The sequence below is a fragment of the Pseudomonas sp. MWU349 genome (assembly GCF_017947325.1).
GTDB classification, from domain to species: Bacteria; Pseudomonadota; Gammaproteobacteria; order Pseudomonadales; family Pseudomonadaceae; genus Aquipseudomonas; species Aquipseudomonas protegens.
Genome location: NZ_JAFEVP010000005.1, coordinates 241,982 through 267,006, shown reverse-complemented (window position 1 = coordinate 267,006; position 25,025 = coordinate 241,982). Strand labels below are relative to the sequence as shown.

Here is a 25,025-nt window from a genome sequence, read left to right as displayed (position 1 = left end):
CTGGCGGCAAGATTATCCGCGCACTGCAATAGGTGCAACCGGGTGCAACCCATTTTTAACTGGAAAAAGAAGCAGCTTGTCAGGAATAAAATTCCTGTATGGAGCGGCTTGCCTCCTACTGGTGCCTTCACTTCTGAAAACGCCATTTTTTGCTCCAAAAAGGAGCAAAAGCGTCGTCAACGACCAGTTTTTGGACAAGGTGCAACTGATTCGGCGCAAATTGGTTGCACCTTGTTCACCTTGTTGCATAGGATTCGCGGCCAAGGTGCAACCGTCCTGCAGGACTGGTTCATCGGCTGATGGCTTTCCTGGGGAAACATCAGTCATAAATGCGCGGCCCGCCTGATCGTCTCCCAAGCGTCATCGTTTGGCGGCGGGTGGCAGTGGCCGCCGCACCATAAAAACAAAGCCAGGGCGTAACTCAATGAGTGCAAGCAATCCAACCTTGATCACCTTCGTGATCTACATCGCGGCAATGGTGCTGATCGGCTTCATGGCCTATCGCTCCACCAACAACCTTTCCGACTACATTCTGGGCGGCCGCAGCCTCGGCAGCGTGGTCACCGCGCTTTCCGCCGGTGCTTCCGACATGAGCGGCTGGTTGCTGATGGGCCTGCCGGGTGCCATCTACATGTCCGGTCTCTCGGAAAGCTGGATCGCCATCGGCCTGATCCTCGGTGCCTACCTGAACTGGCTATTCGTGGCCGGCCGCCTGCGGGTGCAGACCGAACACAACGGTGACGCACTGACCCTGCCGGACTACTTCTCCAGCCGCTTTGAAGACAAGAGCGGCCTGCTGCGGATCATCTCCGCGGTGGTGATCCTGGTGTTCTTCACCATCTATTGCGCCTCCGGCATCGTCGCCGGTGCCCGCCTGTTCGAAAGCACCTTCGGCATGCCTTACGAGACAGCGCTGTGGGCCGGCGCGGCCGCGACCATTGCCTACACCTTCGTGGGTGGTTTCCTGGCGGTGAGCTGGACCGATACCGTCCAGGCCACGCTGATGATCTTCGCTCTGATCCTGACGCCGATCATCGTGCTGCTGGCGACCGGTGGCGTGGACACCACCTTCCTGGCCATCGAAGCCAAGGACCCGACCAACTTCGACATGCTCAAGAACACCACCTTCATCGGCGTGATCTCGCTGATGGGCTGGGGCCTGGGCTACTTCGGCCAGCCGCATATCCTGGCGCGCTTCATGGCCGCCGATTCGGTGAAGTCGATCGCCAAGGCCCGTCGCATTTCCATGACCTGGATGATCCTGTGCCTGGGCGGCACCGTGGCGGTGGGCTTCTTCGGTATCGCCTATTTCTCGGCGCACCCTGAGGTGGCCGGCCCTGTGAGTGAAAACCCTGAGCGGGTGTTCATCGAACTGGCCAAGCTGCTGTTCAATCCATGGATCGCCGGTGTGCTGCTGTCGGCCATCCTGGCGGCGGTGATGAGTACCCTGAGCTGCCAGTTGCTGGTGTGCTCCAGTGCCCTGACCGAAGACTTCTACAAGGCCTTCCTGCGCAAGCACGCCTCTCAGTTGGAGCTGGTGTGGGTCGGCCGCGCCATGGTGCTGGTGGTGGCGCTGATCGCCATCGCCATGGCCGCCAACCCGGAAAACCGCGTGCTAGGCCTGGTGAGCTATGCCTGGGCCGGGTTCGGCGCGGCCTTCGGCCCCGTGGTACTGATTTCGGTGATCTGGAAAGGCATGACCCGTGACGGCGCGCTGGCCGGGATCATCGTCGGTGCCGTCACCGTGATCCTGTGGAAGCACTTCGCTCTGCTGGGCCTGTACGAAATCATCCCGGGCTTCATCTTCGCCAGCCTGGCAATCCTGCTGGTGAGCAAGATGGGCACGCCGACGGCTGGCATGGTCCAGCGTTTCGAAGCGGCCGAGAAGGATTTCAAGCTCAACCACTGAGTGCGCAAATCCTGCCCTGATTCCCCTGGGCGCTGAAGAACGGCCCGCTGCGTCACCGCAGCGGGCCGTTTTTTTTTCGCGTCCCGCAGCCGCTGCCGCAGGCTGCCAACGAGGTGCGCTCGGAGGGCCCGCAAGGCCCTGCGGGCCTTTGCGCAGCCTCGCCCTGGCTCGGCAGCGGCTACAGGGTCAATGCAGCTCGGTGTCGGGCTGGTTGAGGAATATCAGTACGCCCAGGATCGCCATGTAGAACTTGAACGCCGCGTCCTGGCCGTTCCAGGCCTTGGACTGCCACATCATGAACCACTCGCCGCCGACCACCATGAAGCCGAAGAACCAGACGCAAAAGCCCAGGCAGAAGCCGGCAATGGCCCAGCGCTTGGCGCGGTTGAAGTCGCTGGCGACCCCGTGCCGGGCCCGCCACAGGTGCAGGGCGCCAAACACCAGCAGCGCGCCGGTCAGGGCTTCGCCGGCGATGATCAGCCAGTAACCGGCATTCCACAGCAGCGGCAAGGTCAGGGCGCGGTCGGTGGCGCTGTTGCCGGGGAAGACGCTGTCCATGCTCAGCACGTGCTGGACAAAGGCGAAGTTGGAACCGTAGTCGCTGATGTTGTTGTAGGCCACCAGCAGGGCGAAGGCCGCCACTGCCAGGGTCATGGTGATCTTGACGTAACGCACAATCATGTCGGGTTCCTTTGCGGGTGAGTAAGGGTCCTGGGGGCTGGAGGGGGGAGGAGGCGTGGGTGCCAACGCGCTAGGCAATGGCCCTGGCGCAGAACGCCAGGGCCGGGGATCAGGCTTGTTGCAGTGCCTGGTCCAGGTCTTCGAGCAGGTCTTCGATGGCCTCGATGCCCACCGAGAGACGGATCATCTCCGGTTTGACCCCGGCCTTGGCCTGCTCTTCTTCGTTCATCTGCCGGTGGGTGGTGGATGCCGGGTGGCAAGCCAGGGACTTGGCGTCGCCGATGTTCACCAGGCGCTTGAAGATCTGCAGCGCATCGTAGAAGCGCACGCCCGCGGCATAGCCGCCCTTGAGGCCGAAGGAGAGGATCGCCGATGGCTTGCCCTGCATGTATTTGCGCGCCAGTTCATGGTGCGGGTGGTCGGGCAGGCCGGCGTAGCTGACCCAGGCCACCAGCGGGTGGGCCTTGAGGAACTGCGCCACCTTGAGGGCGTTGTCGGTATGGCGTTCCATGCGCAGGGCCAGGGTTTCCAGGCCTTGCAGCAACAGGAAGGCGTTCATCGGCGCCAATGCTGCGCCGGTGTTGCGCAGCGGCACGGTGCGGGCCCGGGCGATAAAGGCTGCCGGGCCGAACTTCTCGGTGTAGACCACGCCGTGGTAGGCCGGCTCCGGGGTGTTGAGGCTGGCGAACTTCTGCGGGTGGTCGGCCCAGGGGAAGTTGCCGCTGTCGACGATCACCCCGCCCAGGGAGTTGCCATGGCCACCGACGTACTTGGTCACCGAGTGCACCACGATGTCGGCGCCGAACTGGATCGGCTTGCACAGGATCGGCGTGGCCACGGTGTTGTCCACCATCAGTGGCACGTTGCGGGCGTGGGCGGCCTGGGCCAGGCCCTCGATATCGACGATGTTGCCCGCGGGGTTGCCGATGCTCTCGCAGTACACCAGCTTGGTCTTGTCGTCGATCAGTTCGGCAATGGCCTCGGGGGAATCGTCCCGGGCGAAACGCACTTCGACCCCGAAGCTGGGCAGCAGGTGGGCGAACAGGGTGTAGGTGCCACCATAGAGCTGCGGGGTGGACACTATGTTGTCGCCGGCCTGGGTCAGGGTCTGGATCGCGTAGTGGATCGCCGCACTGCCGGCCGCCACCGCCAGCCCGGCAATCCCGCCTTCCAGGGCGGCCATGCGCTGTTCCAGCACATCGTTGGTGGGGTTCATGATGCGGGTGTAGATGTTGCCGGGCACATCGAGGTTGAACAGGTCAGCGCCGTGCTGGGCGTTGTCGAACTCGAAGGCGACGTTCTGGTAGATGGGCACGGCCACGGCCTTGGTGGTCGGGTCCGACTTGAATCCATGGTGCAGCGCAATCGTTGCGTCTTTCATAAAACCTCGACTCAGTAGCAATCCATTAATGAGCACAGCCAGGCAGGTGGTGTGCCCGCGCAGCAGTCAGTGGTCCCGTGTGTCTGAGTCGCCAGCAACCGCTTGATGTGCCCGCCGCTTGGCTGCGGGCAGGCGCGTCAGTGTCCAATAGGCGCGGTGGATGGGCAAGGGCCCCGAGGTGCGGCAGGAAAGGGCCGGACATCCATGACCGGCGGGCTGTTTCAGTGCGGCTGGGACCAGCCCTGGGAGCGCTTGACCGCGGCGCTGAAGGTGCAGCGCCAGGCGTCCGCCGTGGCCCGGTCGATACGCGGCCGGTAGTCGGTGCGGGTGTTGTCCAGCTCGGGCAACTCCAGCCCCAGACCGCGGGCGGCAAGGGCGGCGCAGCCCAGGGCGGTGAGTTCGTCGAAGCGCTGGGTGACGATGGTGCGTTGCAGGATATCGGCCAGGAACTGGGCGAAATACGGGCTGCGGGCCAGGCCGCCGTCAATCGACAACTGGTCGGTGACGTTGAGGTGATCGTCCATCGCCGTGATCACTTCCGCGCTGCGCAGGGCCACGCCTTCCAGTACCGCCTGGCACAGGTCCTGGCGAGTGGTGGCGGCGTTCATGCCGATCCACACCGCCCCCGCACTGCGGTCCCAGTGCGGGCAGGCAAGCCCGGACAAGGCGGGGACAAACGCCAGCTCGCGGGAAATCGCCGGTGGCTGATCGAAGGCTGCCAGCTCCGAGAAATCGCTGAACAGGCCCAGGCGCCCGGCCCATTCCACCGCGGCGCTGGCGTCGTACACGCCACCGTCCATGGCATACACCGGTTTGCCGTCGGCCTGCCAGGCGACGGTGGCCAGCAGGCCTTTCTCCGGGGCGCGAATGATCTGTTGGCCTGTGACTGTCAGGGCGAAGGCGCCGGTGCCAAAGGTGATCTTGGCATCCCCCGGCTCCCGGCAGCCGTGACCGTACAGCGAGGCTTGCTGGTCGACCACCGAGGCACTGATGGGGGTCTGGCCGAGGCGTCCGAAGTCGCCGACCGTGTCGCGGATTTCCGGCAGGGCCTGCATGGGCACGCCGAACAGCTGGCACAACTGCGGGTCCCACTGGCCGGTGGCGAGATTCATCAGCGAGGTGCGCGAGGCGGTGGTGATGTCAGTGGCGTAGACCCCGGCCAGGCGATCGAGAAAGTAGGCATCGGTGGTGCCCAGGCGCAGGCGGCCGGCACTCAGGGCGGCCTGTGCAGCCGGCAGGTTGTCGACGATCCAGGCCAGCTTGCTGGCGGAGAAGTAGGCATCCAGGGGCAGCCCGGCCCGCTCCAGGGTCAGGGCTTCGGCGCCGCTGGCGCGCAGTTCTTCGATGCGCGCGGCGCTGCGGTTGTCCTGCCAGACAATCACCGGCGACAGCGGCGCGCCACTGACGGCGTCCCAGGCCAGGCAGCTTTCACCCTGGTTGGCCAGGCCGATGGCGTCGACCCGGCCGGTGGCTTCCAGGCAGCGTTGCAGGTTGGCCAGCAGCTCCAGCGGGTCGTGTTCGACCCAGCCCGGGCGCGGGTGATGCTGCTGGTGGCGCAGCGCCAGTTGGATATCGGCACGGCCTTGCATGTCCACGACCAGTACGCGGGTGCTGGTGGTGCCCTGGTCAAGTGCGGCTATTCGCATGGTCATTTCTCTTGTTGTGGGACGGCCTGGTCGATGCAGATGTCCAGTTGGTCGAAATGTTCCGGCAGGTGCAGGTCCTTGATGGGGATCAGCAGGCGCCGTTCCGGCAGTGCCGAGACCGGTCGGCTCCAGAGCTCCAGGCCCTGGGCGCGGACCCGCAGGGTGCCCCTGACCGCCTGGCTGACCCGCAACTGGATGTGCGCCAGGCCCGCCAGCTCGCCGCGCACCAGGCGGCCCGGCACGCCGAGCTTGATCGGGGCGGCGTACTTCAGGGTCACTGCGTCATTGGCATCGGGTAGCTGGCCGCCCAGGGCCAGGGCCATCAGGCTGCCGATGCGCCGCCCTTCGCGGTAGGACCAGCCGGCCGTCTCGATCGGCCGCAGCAGGTTGCCGGCGGCAAAGTAGGCCGGGTCCGAACAGCGGCCGTACTGGTCGATCTTCGGGCCGCCGCTGCCATTGTCCAGTTGCAGGTGGCTCAGGCGCACCAGGCTCGACTCCGGGGTGAACTGGCCGGTGAGCAGCACGCCGTCGCAGGAAATGTCGCGAACCAGGCCGTCGGCCAGGCGCACCCGGGCCGACTCCACCCGGCCACACCCATTGATCGCCAGCAGCTCGGCGCCAAAGTGCATGGGAATGCCCAGCAACCTTGGGAACACCGACAGCGGCCAGCGGGCGGTGGCTCGTTTATGGGCTTCCAGCACCGCCACCGGACGGATACCGGCGCGTCGGCAACTGAGCACGGCAGACAGGCTGACCAGTTCGGTGCCGATGATCAGCGGCCGCTCGAAAGGCTTGAGGTGCTGCACATAGAGGAAGTTCTGCAAGGCCCCGGTGTTGATCACCCCTACCGGGCGGTCGCCGGACAGCAGGCGCGCCGAGCGCGGGGTTTCCCGGGCACCGGTGGCGATCAGCACCTTCTGTGCCTGGATCTGCCGTGGCCCGTCTGGAGTGGCCAGGCGCAACAGGCCGCCGGGTTCCAGGCTGACCACCGTGTGTCGCAGCAGCAGGATCACGCCGGCTTTGAGCGCGGCTTCGACGTTGCGCCGGGCATAGGCCGGGCCGCTGAGAAGGCGCTGGTACTCGCGCATGCCGAAGGGCGGGTGGGCACAATGCCGGGGAATGCCGCCGGCTTCGCTTTCACGTTCGATGACAATCACCGGGCCGATACCCTGGCGCCGCAGTTCGATAGCCGCGGCCAGGCCCGCCGGGCCGCTGCCGATAATGGCCGCTTCGGCCTGAAGAAGTTCAGTGCTGTTCATGGCAACGACCTGTGGCAAGAGGGACGGCCAGTTGGCTGGCGCTGAGTTCGGCGACCTGGGCCGAGCAATAGAAACCCTGGCAGCGCCCCATGCAGGCGCGGGTGCGGCGCTTGAGCCCGCCCAGGTCGCCGGGGGGCAGGGGGCTGTGCAGGGCGCTTTCTATTTCGCGCCGGGTCACCAGTTCGCAATGGCAGACGATTTCGCCATAGCCGGGGCGCTGCCAGTCGCGGGGCAAGTGCTCCGCCAGATTGGGCATCTGTGGCCAGACCGGTTCGCGCACCGGCTGGTGCTGGCGGCGCTGGCTGTACAGGCCGTAGACATGCCGGGCAATACCCAGGGCGGCGGTGAGCCCGGTGGAGCGGATGCCGCCGACGGTGATCCAGTGCCGGGCGTGGTCGGCCTGGATCCGGTACTCCTTCTTTTCGCTGGCGGGGCGCAGCCCGGCGTAGGTGGCGGTGACCGGCATCCCGGCGAGGGCGGGAATCCGCTCCACGGCGGCATCGATCAGGCTTTGCAGGGTCGGGCCGTCGAGCCCTGCATGCACGCGGTCCTCCTGCTCTTCGGCGGTGGGGCCCACCAGCAGGTTGCCGTACACCGTGCGGGTCAGGACTATGCCCTTGGTGCGCTCGTTGGGCACGGGCAGGACGATACGCTCCAGCAGTGTGGCCGCGGCCTTGTCGAAGACCACGAACTGGCCCTTGCGCGGCATGATGCGAAATTCGCTGTGGCCCAGCAGGTTGTGTTCCAGGGTGTCGCCGAACAGCCCGGCGCAGTTGATCACCTGGGCACTGCGCAGGGTGCCCCGGTTGGTGTGCAGGGTCCAGGCATCGCCATCGAACTGGCCTTGCTGCACCTCGCATTGCAACTGCACGCGGGCGCCATGGGCCATGGCCTGCTGCAGGTAACCCAGGGGTGCGGACCAGGGGTCGATCAGGTGCTCGTCGGGGACCAGTACCGCGCCCACGGCGTGATTGGCCAGGTGCGGCTCCAGGGCGAGGATCTCGCTGCGTTCCAGCAGGCGTACGTTGCCTACCCCATTGGCCTGGGCCTGGGCGAGGATCCCCGGCAGCCTGGCCTGGTCCTCGGCGTTCCAGGCCACCACCAGCGCGCCACTCTTGAGCAGTGGCAGGTTCATGGCCGAGTGGATTTCCAGGTATTCCTGGTAGCCGGCCTGCATGCACTGCAGTTCCAGGCTGCCACTGGGGGCGTCGAAGCCGGTGTGCAGGATGGCGCTGTTGGCCTTGCTGGCGCCGGAGAGAATGTCGCTGCCCTTTTCCAGCAGCACCACCCGTGCGCCTTCGAGGGCGAAGCGCCGGGCCATGGCGCAACCGACGACCCCGCCACCGACGATGGCCACATCGAAAGTCACATTGTTCGGATAAAGTTCGGTCATATAAATGCCTGTTTCCTGCGGTAACACCCAAGTATCTGTGCAGGAATCAAAGCATAATGCGGGCCATGATTGTTGTTTTTATTTTCTATTCGGTCATATATCGGTCATTTGGTTGTGGTTTTTGGGTGTGGCTATCGTCTGCGGCAACGGCCCTGGTTCAGGGCTGTGGCACCAGGTGCACCTCCACGCCGGCTTTCTCCAGGGCCGCCAGCAGCTGCGGGCCGGGCTGGCGATCGATGACCAGGCGGTCTATGCGCTCCAGCGGGAACACCTTGAACAGGCCGCGGCGTTCCAGCTTCGAAGAATCGGCGATCACCGTCAGTTGGCGGGCCTGGGCAATCATGGCGCGGGCCACTTCGGCTTCTTCGATGGAGAAGTCCATGGCGCCGTCTTCATTCAGCGCGCCAATGGTGATCACCGCGTGCTCGGCGTTGAAACGGGTGATCTGTTCCAGGGCCAGGGTGCCGACGTTCTGTGTCGAGTCGGGGCGATATTCACCCCCGATCATGAATACCCGATTGCCCGACTCGCCAATGCAGCCGGCAATCGGCAGGGAGTTGGTGATCACCGTCAGGCGGGTGTGCTGCGCCAGTTCCCGGGCGAAGAACAGGGTGGTGGTGCCGGTGTCGATGAAGATGCTGTCGCCGGCGCAGAACAGGCCGGCGGCGTAGCGGCCGATGGCGCGCTTCTCCTGGGCGTGTTCGTTCATGCGGGTCTGGAAGGTGTTTTCGTGCTCGCCAGTAGGGGGCAGGGCCGCGCCACCGTGGAACTTGGTGACCAGGCCGCTTTCCGCCAGGTCGCTGAGGTCGCGGCGGATGGTTTCCTGGGACGTGGCAGTGATGCGCGCCAGCTCTTCCACAGAAATCCGCTCCCGTTGCCGCAGGAGTTCGAGAATGTGTTGCCGTCGTTCGTTGGGGCGCATGGTGTTTTCCGTTTAGTGGTACTTCGCCACACAAATGGGCATTTTTTGTTACTTATGCACACTCCTGGTTCAGGAATCTGCTGATTCGGTCAAATTCGATGGAAAAGTTAAGCATTTACTTGCACGTTTCACAATGGCCCGCAGTCATGGAGTTTGCTCAGGACCCACGGCAAGTCGGGCTGATGCTGCAATGTATTTTTGACCGAAATATGGTTGTTTTGAAGTAAAAACCACAACTAATACACATTGTGGCACGGGATGTGCCCTGTGTTTCATCACCTGGCCCATCGTTCTCCTTCGTGATGAGTGACCAGAGCTGGCCTCGACAAGAACTTCCCCGGCGGGGGAAACCTATAAATGACGCTCAGAGAGATGAACCCACATGGCTGAATTTGGAAACTACGTCATTTACCTGATCATGCTCGGCGCCGTGATCGGCGCCCTGTCATCCATCATCAAGCCCGAGAGTGGGCTGGGTAAGGAGTTCGTCAACGGTATCCATTCCATCGGCCCGGTGTTCCTGGCCCAGGCCGGGATCATGGTGGCGATTCCCTACCTGTCCCAGGGCATTTCCCACGCCCTGGGGCCGTTCTTCAACGCCTTGGGTTCGGATGTCTCCATCGCGGCGCTGTCGATCATTGCCGTGGACATGGGCGGCTACCAGCTGGCCAACGCCCTGACCGCCAACCGTGACCTGTGGATCACCGCAATGCTGGTGGGCTACACCTCCGGGGCGACCATCGTCTACCTGATCCCGGTGGGCCTGACCATGCTCGAGCGCAAGGACCACAAGTACCTGGCCCTGGGTGCCATGGCCGGGCTGATCAGCATTCCGTTCGCGGTGCTGATGTCGCTGCTGATCATCACCGCTACCCACTTGCCGGTGCGGGACATCGTTTCCACCAACTCCGAGGCGCTGTACTACCTGTCCCTGGGCTTCGTCGACATGCTCAAGCTGCTGGCGCCGTTGTTCGTGTTCTGCTTCCTGCTGGCGGCGGGGCTGCGCTACCGGCCGCAGATGATGGTCAGGGGCTTTCTGGTGTTCGGCAAGATCATGGACGCGGCGATCAAGCTGATCCTGGCCCTGAGCATCGTCGAGCACTTCACCAAGTTCTTCAGCATCACCTTTGGCGGCTGGGGCTTCGACCCGATGTTCGCCGATGAGAAGGAGCTGTTCCGGGCGATCGAGATCGCCGGCTACATCGGCATCATGCTCGCCGGTACCTTCCCCATCTGCTACCTGTTCCAGCGCTACTGCAAGAAGCCCATGGAACTGCTGGGACGCCATCTGAACCTGTCCAGCACCGGTGCCGCGGGGTTCATCATGGTGTTTGCCAACATCATCGCCACCTTCCACCTGTTCAAGCACATGACCGCCCGCGACAAGGTGCTGTGCGTGGCACTGGGGGTTTGCGCCCAGGCACTGATCGGCGACCACCTGGCGTTCACCGCGAACTTCCAGCCGAGCCTGATCCTGCCGATTCTGCTCGGCAAACTGTTCGGCGGCTTGCTGGCGGTGGCGATCGCCATCCGTATCTCGGTGCCGGCTGCCCAGCGCTATGAGCTGCAAGAGCAGGAACAGGCGGCAGCCTTTGCCCTGCAACCTGCGCGGGCCTGACGGCCCGCATCACCTATCCCTGAAATCGAGGTAACGATGCGCAAGATTTTCCTGGCCTGCCCCTACAGCCATTCCGAGGCGGCCGTCATCCACGAGCGTTTTCTCCAATGCAACCAGGTCGCGGCGCAGATACTGGAAGCCGGCCATGCGGTGTTCAGCCAGGTGAGCATGTCCCACCCGATCAACCTGTGCCTGGCGGGCAAGGACAATGCCGCCATCGGCAAGCTCTGGGCGCCGGTGGATGCGCTGTACATGGCGATGATGGAGGAACTGATCGTGCTCGACCTGCCGGGCTGGAAGGACAGTGGTGGGATCAAGCGCGAGATCGAGGTGTTCGAAACGTCCGGGCGGCGGGTCAGCCTGTGGTCCGAGGTTAGCCACGAGTTCGTCTGAGCGCCTCCCCGTGCCCGTCGTCGCCTGCGTCGGGTACGGCCCCGCCCTGAACTGACGACAGCCTGCGCACAGGGTAAACTTGCCCCCCTGCGCAGGAGCAACCATGAACTATCGTCACGCCTTCCACGCCGGCAATCACGCCGACGTCTTCAAACACCTGACCCTGACCCGCCTCATCGCCCTGATGTCGCGCAAGGAGCAGCCGTTCGCCTACCTCGACAGCCATGCCGGTATCGGCCTGTATGACCTCAAGGGCGACCAGGCCACGCGCACCGGCGAGTACCTGGAAGGCATCGCCCGCCTGTGGGGCGACGAGGACCTGCCGGCGCTGACCGCCGATTACATGCGGGTGCTGCACAAGATGAACCCCGATGGCGAGTTGCGTTACTACCCGGGCTCGCCGGAGCTGGCGCGGCGCCTGACCCGTTCCCAGGATCGGGTGCTGCTCAACGAGAAACACCCGGAAGACGGCCTGCTGCTCAAGGACAACATGAAGGGTGATCGGCGGGTGGCGGTGCATCTGGGCGAGGGCTGGCACGTGGCCCGGGCCCTGCTGCCGGTGGCGGAAAAGCGCGCGGTGATGCTGATCGATCCGCCGTTCGAGCAACTGGACGAGATGCAGCGCTGTGCGGCCTCGCTGAAGGAAGCCATTGGCCGCATGCGCCAGACCGTGGCGGCCATCTGGTACCCGGTCAAGGACCAGCGTGCCCTGCGACGCTTCTACCAGGACCTGGCCGGTACCGGTGCGCCGAAGCTGCTGCGGGTGGAGTTGCTGGTGCATCCGCTGGACACGCCCAACAGCCTCAACGGCTCGGGCCTGGCGATCGCCAACCCGCCTTGGGGCCTGGAAGAGGAATTGCGCGAGTTGCTGCCCTGGCTGTCGAAGAAGCTAGGCCAGACCCAGGGTGGCTGGCAGATGGACTGGTTGATCGCGGAGTAAGGGTCGCTGGCCAGCTGGCTCCTGCGGAAGGTCGCAGGAGCTGGCTGGCGCAAGGACTCAGATCGGGCAGGTCACGCCGGTGCCGCCGATCCCGCAATAACCTTCGGGGTTCTTCGCCAGGTACTGCTGGTGGTAAGCCTCGGCGAAGTACACGGTCGGCGCTTCTTCGATTTCCGTGGTGATGGTGCCCAGGCCGGCCTTGGTCAGCTCCGCCTGGAACACGTCCCTGCTGTGCAGCGCCTGCTCCAGCTGGGTCGGATTGGTGGCATAGATCACCGAGCGGTACTGGGTGCCGATGTCATTGCCCTGGCGCATGCCCTGGGTCGGGTTGTGCAGTTCCCAGAACATCGCCAGCAATTCCTTGTAGCTGACCTTTTCCGGCTCGTACACCACCAGCACCACTTCGGTATGCCCGGTCAGGCCCGAGCAGACTTCTTCGTAGGTCGGGTTCGGGGTGAAGCCGCCGGCATACCCCACGCACGTGCTGAACACGCCTTCGCGCTGCCAGAAGCGCCGTTCGGCACCCCAGAAACAGCCCAGGCCGAAGATGGCGAAATCCACATTGCCCGGAAACGGGCCCAGCAGCGGGTTGCCGTTGACGTAGTGTTCGGCAGGTAGGGCCATGGGGGTTTCACGGCCAGGCAGAGCTTGTTCTTTGGTTGGAAGCACGTTTTTGTTCACCAGAATTTCCGAGCGCAAGACCATGTTGCAGTCCTCCAGTCAGGTTGGGGAGTCAGTCAGTCGATAGACACGCAGTTTGCCCGAGTGTTACAGCGCTGTCAGGCAATTGGGCCACGAGGATAGCGCTTGAGCTTGGCAATCAGCTCGGAGCCGGGAATCGGCCGGTCGAACAGGTAGCCCTGGCCCACGTCGCAGCGGTGGCGGCGCAGGAAGGCCAGTTGCTCGGCGGTCTCTATGCCTTCGGCGACCACCTTGATCTTCAGGTTGTGGGCCATGGCGATCACCGCGGAGGTGATTTCCATGTCGTCCTGGTTGTCGGGGATCTCGTGGATGAAGCTGCGATCGATCTTGATGATATCGATGGGGAATTTCTTCAGGTAACTCAGGGACGAATAGCCGGTGCCGAAGTCGTCCATGGCCAGGGTCAGGCCGAGTTTTTTCAGTTGTTCGAGCTGCTGGTGGGTGTCGTCGGTGGCTTCCAGCAACAGGCCCTCTGTTAGCTCAAGCTCCAGCAGCGAGGAGGGCAGCTGTTCTTCCTTGAGGATGCTGGCGATGGAGGCCACCAGGTCCGGGTCGGAAAACTGCTTGGGCGACAGGTTGATGGCCACGTGCAGGTTGCCCATGCCGGCGGCGGTCAGTTGCTTGCTCATGCGGCAGGCCTGGCGGGCGATCCACTTGCCGATGGGGATGATCAGGCCGGTTTCTTCCGCCACGCTGATGAACTGGTCGGGGCGGATCATGCCCTTTTCCGGGTGGTTCCAGCGCAGCAGCGCCTCCATGCCCAGCAGGCGACCGCTGCGCAGGCACAGCTTGGGCTGGTAGAACACGTCCAGCTCGTTCTGGGTCAGGGCGCGGCGCAGGTTGTTCTCGACGAACAGTTTGTAGCTGGCCTCGGCGTTCAGCGCCTCGGTGAACACCTGCACCTGGTGCTTGCCGTTGGCCTTGGCCTTGTGCAGGGCCAGGCCGGCGTTGCGCATCAGGGTCTGCGGGTCACGGCCGTGCAGCGGCGCGCTGGCCAGGCCCACGGAGCCGGTGACGCTGATCAACTGGTTGTCGACGAACATCGGCTTGTCCAGGGTCATCAGCAACTGGCTGGCGATCTGTTGCCCGGTTTCCAGGTCGGTGTTGTCCAGCAGCACGGCGAATTCGTTGCTGGCGAAGCGTGCCAGGCTGCCGCTGGGGCTCAGGCTGTTGCGCAGGCGCCGGGCCAGGCTGATCAGCAGTTTGTCGCCGGTCTGGTGGCCGAGGCTGTCGTTGATCCGCTTGAAATTGTCGATGTCCACCAACAGCAGGCTGATCGGGGTATCGCTGTCTCGGGCAAAGCGTTCATCGAGGTTGCGGATGAAGGCGGGGCGGTTGCCCAGGTTGGTCAGGTTGTCGGTGTAGGCCAGGCGCTCGATGCGTTGCTGGGCGAGCTTGGTCTGGGTGATGTCTTCGTAGATGCCGATGTAGTGGGTCAGCTCGCGGTTGTCGCCATACACCTTGGAAATCGACAGCTGGCCCCAGTAAGGCTCCAGGTTCTTGCGCCGGCTCTTGAACTCGCCCTGCCAGCTGTTGCTCTTGGCCAGGCTGGACGGAGCGTCGAACAGCAGCTCGCTGAGGTTTTCCAGGGCTGGTAGTTCGGACAGGCGGTGGCCATGGACCTCTTCGGTGCTGTATTGGGTGATCGCCGTGAAGCTGGGGTTGACGTACTCGACCACGCCGTCGCAATTGACCAGCAGGAAGGCGTTGGCGCTCTGTTCCACGGCGCGCTGGAACAGGTGCAGGGCGCTGGTGGCGGCCCGCCGGTTGTGATTGTTGATGACCTGGGCGAACTGGTCTGCCAGTTCACCGGCGAAGGCGATCTCGTCGGACTGCCAGGCCCGGGTCATGCCGGTCTGTTCCAGGCACAGCACGCCGACGACCTGGCCGTCGATGCGGATGCTGGCGTCGAGCATGGCGTTGACGTCCCGCGGGCGCAGGCTCTCGGCCATCTCCCGGGTTCGCGGGTCGCGCATGGCGTTCTGCGCGTCGATGGCGCGGCAGCTGTGCAGGGCTTCCAGGTAGTCGGGAAAGCTGCTGGCGTCGATGGGCTCCGGCATGCGGTATTCCTGGGGGCCGCGGTGATAGGCGGCAATCGGCACCAGTTGCTGGTCTTCCAGGTTCCAGATGCTGGCGCAGTCGATCTGGTAGATGTCGCAGGCGCTGCGGGTAATCAGTTCGGCCGCTTCCTTCAACGAATTGCCGGTACTGTAGCGCTGGCGGGTCAGGAGCAGGATCAGGTCTTGCTGCGCACGCACCCGTTCCAGGTGCTGCAATTGCTCCTGCTGGGCCCGCTGGTTGAGTTCCAGGGCGATCTGCAGGCGGGTGTTCTGGGTTTCCAGATCCAGTGCCGGCAGCGCCGAAGCATCGCTGAACAGCCCTTCGACCACCAGCAGGTAGCCGCGCAGCAGGTGCCGGTTGTGCTGTTTGTAGGCTTCGCCCAGCTCGAGGATGCTCAAGGCACCCTGGGCGGTGTGCAGGGTATAGCGGATCAGGTAATGGGAGCTGTTGCTCAGTTGTTGCTGGATGGTGTCGTGCAACTGATAGCGGGCTTCGGGCTCCATCAGGCTGGCATAGGGCGAGCCGACCAGGGCGCAGAGTTCGACGGCGGGCAGGCCGAACTGGCGTTCGCAATTGGGGTCGAGAAACAGCAGCGCCCAGCTCGCTTCATTCAGCCGTTCGAAACGCAACATGCCGAGCCGCGAGGGCACAGGCAACTGCGTCACTACCTCGGCCGCCATACGGCTGGCGGCATCGGGTTGGCTTTTCATGGGGAAACTCGCTTCGAAATTGCTGATCGCGCCGGGCTCACGCCCTCTTTACTGTTGCCTGCGGCAAGGTTGCATCATGGCGCATCGACTGACAAGTAAGATGAAGGCTAAGTGCTATAAACCTGTATCGGCAGGCGGGAGGATTTCTGCAAAGTAACTTTTTTGCTGTTTAACGACGTGCATTGACGGGCAATTGGCGACGTTTTTCTGGCAAAAAAAGCCCCGCCAAATTGACGGGGTTGAGGTACGAGCGTGGCGCTCGGAAAGCGTGCGCTACCGGCCCGCCCATGACAGGCGGGCCGGTACGCGGGTTACAGCAGAATGGTGCGGATGTCCGCCAGCAGGTCGCTCAGGCGCTTGGTGAAGCGTGCGGCGGCCGCGCCGTTGATCACACGGTGATCGTAGGACAGGGACAGGGGCAGCATCAGTTTCGGCTGGAAGGCCTTGCCGTCCCAGACTGGCTGGATGGTGGCCTTGGAAACACCGAGGATCGCCACTTCCGGCGCGTTGACGATCGGTGTGAAACCGGTGCCGCCAATGTGCCCGAGGCTGGAGATGGTGAAGCAGGCGCCTTGCATCTCGTCCGCGGACAGCTTCTTGGTGCGGGCTTTTTCCGCCAGGGAAGCCGCCTCGGCCGCCAGTTGCAGCAGGCTCTTCTGGTCGACGTTCTTGATCACCGGTACCAGCAGGCCATCCGGAGTGTCCACGGCGAAGCCGATGTTCACGTACTTCTTGCGGATGATCGCCTTGCCGCTTGGCGCCAGGGAGCTGTTGAAGTCCGGCAGTTCCTTGAGCAGGTGGGCACAGGACTTGAGCAGCAGCGGCAGGATGGTCAGCTTGACGCCGGCCTTCTCGGCCACGGCCTTCTGTGCAACGCGGAAAGCTTCCAGTTCGGTGATGTCGGCCGAGTCGAACTGAGTCACGTGTGGCACGTTCAGCCAGCTGCGGTGCAGGTTGGCGGCACCGGCCTGCATCAGGCGGGTCATCGGCACTTCTTCGATTTCGCCGAAGCGGCTGAAGTCCACGACCGGAATCGGCGGGATGCCCGCGCCACCGGTTGCGCCGCCAGCAGCTGGCGCTTCCTTGGCCTTCTGCATCATGGCCTTGACGTAAGCCTGCACGTCTTCTTTCAGGATGCGACCGTGCGGCCCGCTGGCGCCGACGGCGCTCAGCTCGACGCCGAATTCACGGGCCAGTTGACGCACGGCCGGGCCGGCGTGAACTTTCGCGCCTGGCTTGGCAGGTGCGGCGGCCGGGGCGGCAGCAGGTGCAGCGGCAGCCGGGGCAGCAGCGGCGGCTGGAGCCGGAGCGCTTGGCGCCGCAGCCGGAGCCGGGGCAGCAGCAGGCGCTGCGCCTTTGACTTTCAGCTTGAGGATCAGATCGCCGGTGCCGACTTCGTCGTCCAGCTTGATGGAAACGCTTTCCACCACGCCAGCGGCAGGCGATGGAATTTCCATGCTCGCCTTGTCGGATTCCAGGGTAATCAGCGACTGGTCGGCTTCAACGCTGTCGCCAGCCTTGACCAGCACTTCAATGATCTTGGCCTTGCCGGCCGAACCGATGTCCGGAACGTGGATGTCCTGAACACTGTCAGCCACTGGAGCAGCCGGGGCTGCTGCAGGAGCAGGCGCAGCGGCAGCGGCCGGAGCAGCAGCCTGGGCCGGAGCGGCAGCAGGAGCCGCAGCACCCGCCACTTCCAGGTCCAGGATCAGGTCGCCGGTGCCGACTTCGTCGTTGAGCTTGACGCTGATGGCCTTGACCACGCCTGCGGCAGGCGACGGGATTTCCATGCTTGCCTTGTCGGATTCCAGGGTGATCAGCGACTGATCAGCCTCGACCTTGTCGCCGACCTTGACCTGGATCTCGATGATCTGGGCCTTGCCCGACGAACCGATGTCCGGCACGTGCACTTGCTGAACCGAAGCGGCAGCAGGGGCTGCGGCCGGGGCTGGCGCTGCGGCAGGAGCAGCAGCCGGTTTGGCTTCAGCTTTTGCCGCCGGAGCAGCGGCCGGGGCCGGGGCAGTGGCGCCCTCGACTTCCAGCTCAAGCAGTTCGTCGCCTTCTTTCAGACGGTCGCCCAGCTTCACCTTGAGGCTCTTGATGACGCCGGTTTTCGGGGCCGGCACTTCCATGCTGGCCTTGTCCGATTCCAGGGTCAGGATGCTCTGGTCGGCTTCGATACGGTCGCCGACCTTCACAAACAGTTCGATTACTTCACCTTCACCGCTGCCGATGTCAGGTACGCGAATGAGTTCGCTCACAGAAAGTCTCCTCAGCAGTCCAGTGGGTTGCGTTTTTCCGGGTTGATACCGAACTTGGTGATGGCTTCAGCCACGACCTTAGGTTCGATGTCACCACGGTCAGCCAAGGCTTCCAGGGCTGCCAACACCACGAAATGACGGTCTACTTCGAAGAAGTGACGCAGTTTCTTGCGGCTGTCGCTGCGGCCGAAACCGTCGGTGCCCAGGACTTTGAACTCCTTGGATGGGACCCACTGGCGGATCTGTTCGGCGAACAGCTTCATGTAGTCGGTGGAGGCGATGACCGGCCCCTTGCGACCGTTCAGGCACTCTTCGACGTAGCTCAGCTTCGGCTTCTGGCCAGGGTGCAGGCGGTTGCTGCGTTCCACGGCCAGGCCGTCGCGGCGCAGTTCGTTGAAGCTGGTCACGCTCCAGACGTCGGCAGCGACGTTGAACTCGTCACGCAGGATTTTCGCGGCTTCGCGAACTTCGCGCAGGATGGTGCCGGAGCCCATCAGCTGCACGTGGTGCGCGGCTTCGCGGGTGTCTTCTTCCAGCAGGTACATGCCCTTGATGATGCCTTCCTCGACACCGGCCGGCATGGCTGGCTGCTGGTAGGACTCGTTCATCACGGTGATGTAGTAGAAGACGTCCTGTTGCTCTTCGGTCATCTTCTTCATGCCGTCCTGGATGATCACCGCCAGCTCGTAGCCGTAGGTCGGATCAAAGGTGCGGCAGTTCGGGATGGTCCCGGCCAGCATGTGGCTGTGACCGTCTTCGTGCTGCAGGCCTTCCCCGTTGAGGGTGGTGCGCCCGGCAGTACCGCCGATCAGGAAGCCGCGGGTACGGCTGTCGCCGGCAGCCCAGGCCAGGTCGCCGATCCGCTGGAAGCCGAACATCGAATAGAAGATGTAGAACGGCAGCATTGGCTGGTTGTGGCTGGAGTACGAAGTACCGGCAGCGATGAAGGAGCTCATGGCGCCCGCTTCGTTGATGCCTTCTTCGAGGATCTGGCCCTTCTTGTCTTCGCGGTAGAACATCACCTGGTCTTTATCGACTGGCTCGTAGAGCTGGCCGACGGAGGAGTAGATGCCCAACTGGCGGAACATGCCTTCCATACCGAAGGTACGGGCTTCGTCCGGGATGATCGGCACGATGCGCTGGCCGATTTCCTTGTCCTTGACCAGTTGCGCGAGGATCCGCACGAAGGCCATGGTGGTGGAGATTTCACGGTCGCCCGAGCCGTCGAGGATGGCCTTGAGGGTATCCAGTGGCGGAGTCGGGACGCTGAAGCTCTTGGCGCGACGCTGCGGCACGAAACCGCCCAGTGCGGCACGACGCTCGCTCAGGTAGCGGGCTTCGGCGCTGCCTTCTTCTGGTTTGAAGAACGGCAGGTTCTCGATGTCGTCGTCTTTCACCGGAATGTCGAAACGGTCGCGGAACAGCTTCAGGCTGTCGACGTCGACTTTCTTGGTGTTGTGCGCGGTGTTCTTCGCTTCGCCGGCGCCGGTGCCATAACCCTTGATGGTCTTGGCCAGGATGACGGTCGGCTGCTCTTTGTGGTTGACCGCCTCGTGGTAGGCCGCATAGACCTTGTACGGGTCATGGCCGCCACGGTTGAGTTTCCAGATCTCGTCGTCGGACAGATCGGCAACCATCGCCTTGAGTTCAGGGGTGTTGAAGAAGTGCTCGCGGACGAACGCGCCGTCCTTGGCCTTGTAGTTCTGGTACTCGCCGTCGATGACTTCGTCCATGCGGCGCTGCAGGATGCCGTCGACGTCCTTGGCCAGCAGTGGGTCCCAGAAGCGACCCCAGACCACCTTGTTCACGTTCCACTGGGCGCCACGGAACACGCCTTCGAGTTCCTGGATGATCTTGCCGTTGCCGCGTACCGGGCCGTCGAGGCGCTGCAGGTTGCAGTTGATGACGAAGATCAGGTTGTCCAGCTTCTCGCGGCCGGCCAGGGAGATCGCGCCCAGGGATTCCGGCTCGTCGCACTCGCCGTCGCCCATGAAGCACCAGACTTTCTGTTTGCCGGCAGGGATGAAGCCACGGGCTTCCAGGTACTTCATGAAGCGCGCCTGGTAGATCGCCTGGATCGGGCCTAGACCCATGGAAACGGTCGGGAACTGCCAGAAGTCAGGCATCAGCCAAGGGTGCGGGTAGGACGATAGGCCGTTGCCATCGACTTCCTGGCGGAAGTTGTTCATTTGCTCTTCGGTGATGCGGCCTTCCATGAACGCACGGGCGTAGACGCCAGGCGATGCGTGACCCTGGAAGTAGATCAGGTCGCCGCCGTGTTCGTCGGTCGGGGCCTGGAAGAAGTAGTTGAAGCCGATGTCATACAAGGTGGCGCTGGAGGCGAAGCTGGAGATGTGGCCGCCCAGGTCAGAATCTTTCAGGTTCGTACGCATGACCATGGCCAACGCGTTCCAACGTACCAGCGAGCGAATGCGGCGTTCCATGAACAGGTCGCCAGGCATGCGTGCTTCGTGGGTGACGGGAATCGTGTTGCGGTATGGCGTGGTGATGGCGTAGGGCAGTTGCGAGCCGCTGCGGGTCGCGAGTTCGCCCATACGGGTCATCAGATAGTGAGCACGGTCTTCGCCTTCTTTGTCGAGAACCGATTCCAGGGCGTCCAGCCATTCCTGGGTTTCGACGGGATCGAGGTCTTGCATGGCTTGCTCCAGGGCGGAAAGGCTTCCAGAATCGGTTGCCTGAGTTTGCGACTGGCCTTTTGGGCAGACGATTATAAATTCTTGGATTGCCGGAGGTTGATCCGGCGGCGTGTAGTTTTACTACAAATCGTCGGCCATTTCAGCCTTTCGAATGTATATACGAGTAGTAAAACTACAGAAGAGCGGCTTGTGGCCTCCTGCTGCGTTGTGAGAATAATCGTTACTGTTGGTCGATGACTAACGGAAATAGGTAATAAATTAATGCCGGCTGCTAAAAAAAACCTATTTTCAGCTATTTCTAACTTTTGTTCGACAGTCCATCAGGCGACCTGCCCGCGACATCCGTCCCCGCCCGCATTTTCCACGCCGATCAAGGATAGCCCATGAGCCTGCCCGCGCTTGCCCCCGTCCCCGCGATTCTCTTGCCATTGGTCAGCCGCGCGGAGCAGTCGTTGCGTGGCGCCGTCGCGGCCCTGGAGGGCGATCCCGGGCTGGCCGACTGGAGCGCCGAACGCTGGGCGGAGTTCGCCCGGGTTGGCGCCGCCAGCGACTTTGTCATTGAACAGAGCCTGCGTGACCCTTTGATGTTGCTGGAGCTGGTGCGCAGCGGCGAGCTGGACCGCCCATTCGCGCCTGGGGAGTTGTGCGCGCAAATCGCCGCCGCGGTGCAGGCGGCCGAGAGCGAGGATCAATTGGGGCGCGTGCTGCGGCGCCAGCGCACCCGTCAACAGGTGCGGATCATCTGGCGCGACCTGACCCGCCAGGCGGATCTGGTGCAGACCTGTCGCGACCTTTCCGATCTGGCCGACGCCTGCATCGACCAGGCCTATCAATGGCTGTACCTGCGCCACAGCCAGCAGTTCGGCGTACCCACCGGCGCGCGCAGTGGCGAGCCGCAGCAGATGGTGATCCTCGGCATGGGCAAGCTGGGGGCGGTGGAGCTCAACCTGTCGTCGGACATCGACCTGATCTTCGCCTACCCCGAAGGCGGCGAGACCGTCGGGGTCAAGCGGCCCCTGGATAATCAGGAGTTCTTCATCCGCCTCGGGCAGCGCCTGATCAAGGCCCTGGACCCGATGACCGTCGACGGGTTCGTGTTCCGCGTCGACATGCGCCTGCGGCCCTATGGTTCTGCCGGTGCCCTGGTGCTGAGCTTCAATGCGCTGGAGCAGTACTACCAGGATCAGGGGCGCGACTGGGAACGCTACGCCATGATCAAGGCCCGGGTGGTGGCAGGGGACCAGACCGCCGGTGCGCAGTTGCTGGATATGCTGCGGCCTTTCGTCTATCGCCGTTACCTGGACTTTTCCGCCATCGAGGCGCTGCGCACCATGAAGCAGCTGATCCAGCAGGAAGTCCGGCGCAAGGGCATGGCCGACAACATCAAGCTGGGCTCGGGGGGGATCCGCGAGGTCGAGTTCATCGCCCAGGCTTTCCAGCTGATCCACGGTGGACGCGACCTGAGCCTGCAGCAGCGTCCTCTATTAAAGGTGCTGGGCACTCTGGAAGCGCAGGGTTACCTGCCGCCCGCCGTGATCAGCGAGCTGCGCGAAGGCTATGAGTTCCTGCGCTATACCGAGCACGCGATCCAGGCCATCGCCGATCGCCAGACGCAGATGCTGCCGGACAATCCCCAGGATCAGGCGCGGATTGCCTTCATGCTGGGCTTTGCCGACTGGAACGCCTTCCACGAACAGTTGATGCACTGGCGTGGCCGCGTAGATTGGCACTTCCGTCAGGTCATCGCCGACCCGGATGAGGATGAAGGCGCCGAAAGCGAAGTGGTGGTGGGTGGCGAATGGCTGCCGCTGTGGGAGGAAGCCCAGGACGAGGAGGCCGCCTGCCGCCAGTTGCAGGAGGGCGGCTTCGTCGATGCGCCCAAGGCCCTGCGTGCCCTGGCCGGTCTGCGGGGCAGCCCGCAGCTACGTGCCATGCAGCGCCTGGGACGCGAACGCCTGGATGCCTTTATTCCGCGGTTGCTGGCCCAGGCGGTGGAGCACGCCAATCCGGACCTGGTGCTGGAGCGAGTGCTGCCGCTGGTGGAAGCCGTGGCGCGGCGTTCGGCCTATCTGGTGCTGCTCACCGAGAACCCGGGGGCTCTACGTCGTCTGCTGACCTTGTGCGCCGCCAGCCCGTGGATCGCCGAGCAGATCACCCGCTTCCCCCTGCTGCTGGATGAACTGCTCAACGAAGGGCGCCTGTTCAAGCCGCCTCTGGCCCCGGAACTGGCGGCCGAGTTGCGCGAGCGCCTGACGCGCATTCCCGAGGACGACCTGGAGCAGCAGATGGAGGCCCTGCGCCACTTCAAGCTGGCCCACCGCCTGCGAGTGGCCGCCTCGGAGATCGCCGGCAGCCTGCCTTTGATGAAAGTCAGCGATTACCTGACCTGGCTCGCCGAGGCGATCCTGGAGCAGGTGCTGGCCCTGGCCTGGCGCCAGACGGTGTCCAAGCACGGTGCACCGCTGCGTACTGACGGCACCTTGTGCGACCCGGGCTTCATCATTGTCGGTTACGGCAAGGTCGGCGGCATCGAGCTGGGCCACGGTTCCGACCTGGACCTGGTGTTCATCCATGATGGCGACCCCCAGGCGGAAACCGACGGGCCCAAACCCATAGACGGTGCGCAGTTCTTCACCCGGCTGGGGCAGCGCATCATTCACCTGCTGACCACCCAGACCAACTCCGGCCAGCTCTATGAAGTGGATATGCGCTTGCGGCCTTCCGGCGCTTCGGGGTTGCTGGTGAGTTCCCTGGGGGCCTTTGCCCGCTATCAGGAAAACGAGGCCTGGACCTGGGAGCACCAGGCGCTGGTGCGGGCGCGGGTGCTGGTGGGTAGCCAGGATGTGGGCCAGGCCTTTGAAAAGGTCAGGGCCGCGGTGCTGGGAAAAAAACGCGACCTGCCCACGCTGCGCCAGGAAGTCAGCGAGATGCGGGCCAAGATGCGCGACAACCTGGGCAGCCGCCTGACCGCCGCCGGAACCGCAGCCAACGCCTTCGAAGCCTCGGCGCCGTTCGACCTCAAGCAGGACGCCGGAGGTATCGTCGATATCGAATTTATGGTGCAATACGCGGCCCTGGCGTGGTCCGAAGAGCACCCGTCGCTGCTGCGCTACACCGATAACATCCGCATCCTGGAAGGTCTGGAGCAAGTCGGGCTGATGCCCGCAAGCGATGCCAGCCTGCTGCGCGAGGTCTACAAGGCCTACCGTTCCGCGGCTCACCGGCAGGCATTGCAGAATGAGGCCGGAATCATTACCGGTGATCAATTTGTGACCGAGCGACGGGAAGTGTTACGAATTTGGCGCGAGCTGGGGCTAAGCTAAGCGGCCTGAGAAGGCCAACCATGTATTCGGCGGGCCTTGCCGGCTCGCCCAAACTGAACCGGCGGTGAAGGCCGCGGTGCTGGATTCTCGAGGCGGGGAGGCGTATGCCTCCCCGGTTCGTTTATGGAAACCACATGAATATTCTGATCGTTGGGCCCAGTTGGGTCGGTGACATGGTGATGGCGCAGACACTCTTGGAGTGCCTGAAACAGCGTCATCCACAATGCGAGATCGACGTGCTGGCCCCCGAGTGGAGCCGGCCGATCCTCGAACGCATGCCCCAGGTGCGTCGGGCCCTGAGCTTTCCCCTGGGCCATGGCGCCCTGGAACTGGCGACCCGCCGGCGGATCGGCAAGTCCCTGGCTGGCCAGTACGATCAGGCGATCCTGCTGCCCAACTCGCTGAAGTCGGCGCTGGTGCCGTTTTTTGCCGGCATTCCCAAGCGCACCGGCTGGCGCGGCGAGTTCCGCTACGGCCTGCTCAATGACGTGCGCAAGCTCGACAAGGAGCGCTACCCGCTGATGATCGAGCGTTTCATGGCCCTGGCCTATGAGCCGGGGGCCGAGCTGCCCAAGCCTTATCCGCGCCCGAGCCTGCAGATCGATCCGCAAAGCCGGGACGCGGCCCTGGCCAAGTTCGGCCTGAGCCTGGACCGCCCGGTGCTGGCACTGTGCCCGGGGGCGGAGTTCGGCGAAGCCAAGCGCTGGCCGTCCGAGCATTACGCCCAGGTGGCCGAGGCCAAGATCCGCGAGGGCTGGCAGGTGTGGCTGTTCGGTTCGAAGAACGATCATGCCGTGGGTGAAGAGATTCGCGGGCGACTGATTCCCGGCTTGCGCGAGGAATCGACCAACCTCAGCGGCGAAACCTCCCTGGCCGAGGCCATCGACCTGCTGTCCTGCGCCGATTCGGTGGTGTCCAACGATTCCGGCTTGATGCACGTGGCTGCGGCGCTCAATCGCCCGCTGGTGGCGGTGTACGGCTCTACTTCGCCGGGCTTCACCCCGCCCCTGGCGGATCAGGTCGAGGTGGTGCGCCTGGGCATCGAATGCAGCCCGTGCTTTGACCGCACCTGCCGCTTCGGCCATTACAACTGTCTGCGCCAGTTGTTGCCGCAGCCGGTGAACGAAGCCCTGCAGCGCTTGCAGGGCACCGTGGTCGAGGTCCAGTAA

General features: G+C 63.8%; 17 protein-coding genes. 7 read left to right on the top strand and 10 right to left on the bottom strand.

Going from position 1 to position 25,025, the window contains the following annotated elements; all coding sequences use genetic code 11:
- The first annotated feature begins 42 nt into the window (after positions 1–42).
- Together KCG88_RS21305 and putP are read left to right on the top strand one after the other, a co-directional pair.
- Positions 43–300 (top strand): hypothetical protein, encoded by a 258-nt coding sequence (locus tag KCG88_RS21305; protein WP_210713044.1) that lies wholly within the window; start codon positions 43–45, stop codon positions 298–300.
- A gap of 124 nt (positions 301–424) precedes the next feature.
- Positions 425–1,909 carry a sodium/proline symporter PutP gene (gene putP / locus KCG88_RS21300; RefSeq protein ID WP_047283638.1) on the top strand — a complete coding sequence of 495 codons (1,485 nt, stop codon included), beginning with the start codon at positions 425–427 and terminating at the stop codon, positions 1,907–1,909.
- Between the two features lie 186 nt (positions 1,910–2,095).
- On the opposite strand, the gene KCG88_RS21295 is transcribed toward putP, so the two are convergent.
- The 6 genes from KCG88_RS21295 to KCG88_RS21270 all read right to left on the bottom strand — a co-directional run bounded on the left by KCG88_RS21295 (position 2,096) and on the right by KCG88_RS21270 (position 9,191).
- A complete protein-coding gene (locus tag KCG88_RS21295; RefSeq protein WP_047283639.1) occupies positions 2,096–2,590 on the bottom strand; it encodes a DUF2165 domain-containing protein in 495 nt (164 codons plus the stop codon).
- Positions 2,591–2,699: 109 nt separating this feature from the next.
- Entirely contained in the window at positions 2,700–3,971 is a 1,272-nt protein-coding gene (locus KCG88_RS21290) for an aminotransferase class V-fold PLP-dependent enzyme (protein ID WP_019093026.1), read from the bottom strand.
- Positions 3,972–4,192: 221 nt separating this feature from the next.
- Positions 4,193–5,617, bottom strand: coding sequence for a glycerol kinase (locus KCG88_RS21285; RefSeq protein WP_210713043.1), 1,425 nt, complete (start codon positions 5,615–5,617; stop codon positions 4,193–4,195).
- Between the two features lie 2 nt (positions 5,618–5,619).
- Complete coding sequence (locus KCG88_RS21280) at positions 5,620–6,876, bottom strand: FAD-dependent oxidoreductase (RefSeq protein WP_210713042.1); 1,257 nt, start codon at positions 6,874–6,876, stop codon at positions 5,620–5,622.
- On the bottom strand, positions 6,863–8,269 hold the full coding sequence (locus KCG88_RS21275) for an NAD(P)/FAD-dependent oxidoreductase (protein ID WP_210713041.1): 1,407 nt from the start codon (positions 8,267–8,269) through the stop codon (positions 6,863–6,865). The genes KCG88_RS21280 and KCG88_RS21275 overlap by 14 nt, the downstream gene beginning before the upstream one ends.
- 157 nt (positions 8,270–8,426) lie before the next feature.
- On the bottom strand, positions 8,427–9,191 hold the full coding sequence (locus tag KCG88_RS21270; RefSeq protein WP_047283644.1) for a DeoR/GlpR family DNA-binding transcription regulator: 765 nt from the start codon (positions 9,189–9,191) through the stop codon (positions 8,427–8,429).
- A 382-nt stretch (positions 9,192–9,573) separates the two neighbouring features.
- On the opposite strand from KCG88_RS21270, the gene eutH reads away from it, so the two are divergent.
- The 3 genes from eutH to rlmJ all read left to right on the top strand — a co-directional run bounded on the left by eutH (position 9,574) and on the right by rlmJ (position 12,142).
- Positions 9,574–10,809 (top strand): ethanolamine utilization protein EutH, encoded by a 1,236-nt coding sequence (gene eutH, locus KCG88_RS21265; protein ID WP_047283645.1) that lies wholly within the window; start codon positions 9,574–9,576, stop codon positions 10,807–10,809.
- Positions 10,810–10,845: 36 nt separating this feature from the next.
- Complete coding sequence (locus tag KCG88_RS21260) at positions 10,846–11,202, top strand: DUF1937 family protein (RefSeq protein WP_210713040.1); 357 nt, start codon at positions 10,846–10,848, stop codon at positions 11,200–11,202.
- A 103-nt stretch (positions 11,203–11,305) separates the two neighbouring features.
- Positions 11,306–12,142 carry a 23S rRNA (adenine(2030)-N(6))-methyltransferase RlmJ gene (rlmJ, locus tag KCG88_RS21255; RefSeq protein ID WP_047335507.1) on the top strand — a complete coding sequence of 279 codons (837 nt, stop codon included), beginning with the start codon at positions 11,306–11,308 and terminating at the stop codon, positions 12,140–12,142.
- Between the two features lie 57 nt (positions 12,143–12,199).
- On the opposite strand, the gene msrA is transcribed toward rlmJ, so the two are convergent.
- From msrA to aceE, 4 genes are all read right to left on the bottom strand, one after another.
- Positions 12,200–12,847 (bottom strand): peptide-methionine (S)-S-oxide reductase MsrA, encoded by a 648-nt coding sequence (msrA, locus tag KCG88_RS21250; RefSeq protein ID WP_011058879.1) that lies wholly within the window; start codon positions 12,845–12,847, stop codon positions 12,200–12,202.
- A 74-nt stretch (positions 12,848–12,921) separates the two neighbouring features.
- A complete protein-coding gene (locus tag KCG88_RS21245) occupies positions 12,922–15,615 on the bottom strand; it encodes a GGDEF and EAL domain-containing protein (RefSeq protein WP_047283647.1) in 2,694 nt (897 codons plus the stop codon).
- A 311-nt stretch (positions 15,616–15,926) separates the two neighbouring features.
- Positions 15,927–17,876 carry a dihydrolipoyllysine-residue acetyltransferase gene (gene aceF, locus KCG88_RS21240; protein WP_047283648.1) on the bottom strand — a complete coding sequence of 650 codons (1,950 nt, stop codon included), beginning with the start codon at positions 17,874–17,876 and terminating at the stop codon, positions 15,927–15,929.
- Between the two features lie 11 nt (positions 17,877–17,887).
- The gene (aceE, locus tag KCG88_RS21235; RefSeq protein ID WP_047283649.1) at positions 17,888–20,533 is read right to left on the bottom strand and encodes a pyruvate dehydrogenase (acetyl-transferring), homodimeric type; all 2,646 of its coding nucleotides are present in this window, start codon (positions 20,531–20,533) and stop codon (positions 17,888–17,890) included.
- Positions 20,534–20,916: 383 nt separating this feature from the next.
- On the opposite strand from aceE, the gene glnE reads away from it, so the two are divergent.
- Positions 20,917–23,856, top strand: a complete 2,940-nt coding sequence (gene glnE / locus KCG88_RS21230) for a bifunctional [glutamate--ammonia ligase]-adenylyl-L-tyrosine phosphorylase/[glutamate--ammonia-ligase] adenylyltransferase (RefSeq protein WP_210713039.1) — start codon at positions 20,917–20,919, stop codon at positions 23,854–23,856.
- A 134-nt stretch (positions 23,857–23,990) separates the two neighbouring features.
- On the top strand, positions 23,991–25,025 hold the full coding sequence (gene waaF, locus KCG88_RS21225) for a lipopolysaccharide heptosyltransferase II (RefSeq protein WP_210713038.1): 1,035 nt from the start codon (positions 23,991–23,993) through the stop codon (positions 25,023–25,025).

Coding starts and splice junctions, on each gene's coding strand:
- putP (WP_047283638.1), top strand. CDS start 425: ATGAGTGCAAGCAATCCAACCTTGATCACCTTCGTGATCTACATCGCG.
- KCG88_RS21295 (WP_047283639.1), bottom strand. CDS start 2,590: ATGATTGTGCGTTACGTCAAGATCACCATGACCCTGGCAGTGGCGGCC.
- KCG88_RS21290 (WP_019093026.1), bottom strand. CDS start 3,971: ATGAAAGACGCAACGATTGCGCTGCACCATGGATTCAAGTCGGACCCG.
- KCG88_RS21285 (WP_210713043.1), bottom strand. CDS start 5,617: ATGCGAATAGCCGCACTTGACCAGGGCACCACCAGCACCCGCGTACTG.
- KCG88_RS21280 (WP_210713042.1), bottom strand. CDS start 6,876: ATGAACAGCACTGAACTTCTTCAGGCCGAAGCGGCCATTATCGGCAGC.
- KCG88_RS21275 (WP_210713041.1), bottom strand. CDS start 8,269: ATGACCGAACTTTATCCGAACAATGTGACTTTCGATGTGGCCATCGTC.
- KCG88_RS21270 (WP_047283644.1), bottom strand. CDS start 9,191: ATGCGCCCCAACGAACGACGGCAACACATTCTCGAACTCCTGCGGCAA.
- eutH (WP_047283645.1), top strand. CDS start 9,574: ATGGCTGAATTTGGAAACTACGTCATTTACCTGATCATGCTCGGCGCC.
- KCG88_RS21260 (WP_210713040.1), top strand. CDS start 10,846: ATGCGCAAGATTTTCCTGGCCTGCCCCTACAGCCATTCCGAGGCGGCC.
- rlmJ (WP_047335507.1), top strand. CDS start 11,306: ATGAACTATCGTCACGCCTTCCACGCCGGCAATCACGCCGACGTCTTC.
- msrA (WP_011058879.1), bottom strand. CDS start 12,847: ATGGTCTTGCGCTCGGAAATTCTGGTGAACAAAAACGTGCTTCCAACC.
- KCG88_RS21245 (WP_047283647.1), bottom strand. CDS start 15,615: ATGAAAAGCCAACCCGATGCCGCCAGCCGTATGGCGGCCGAGGTAGTG.
- aceE (WP_047283649.1), bottom strand. CDS start 20,533: ATGCAAGACCTCGATCCCGTCGAAACCCAGGAATGGCTGGACGCCCTG.
- glnE (WP_210713039.1), top strand. CDS start 20,917: ATGAGCCTGCCCGCGCTTGCCCCCGTCCCCGCGATTCTCTTGCCATTG.
- waaF (WP_210713038.1), top strand. CDS start 23,991: ATGAATATTCTGATCGTTGGGCCCAGTTGGGTCGGTGACATGGTGATG.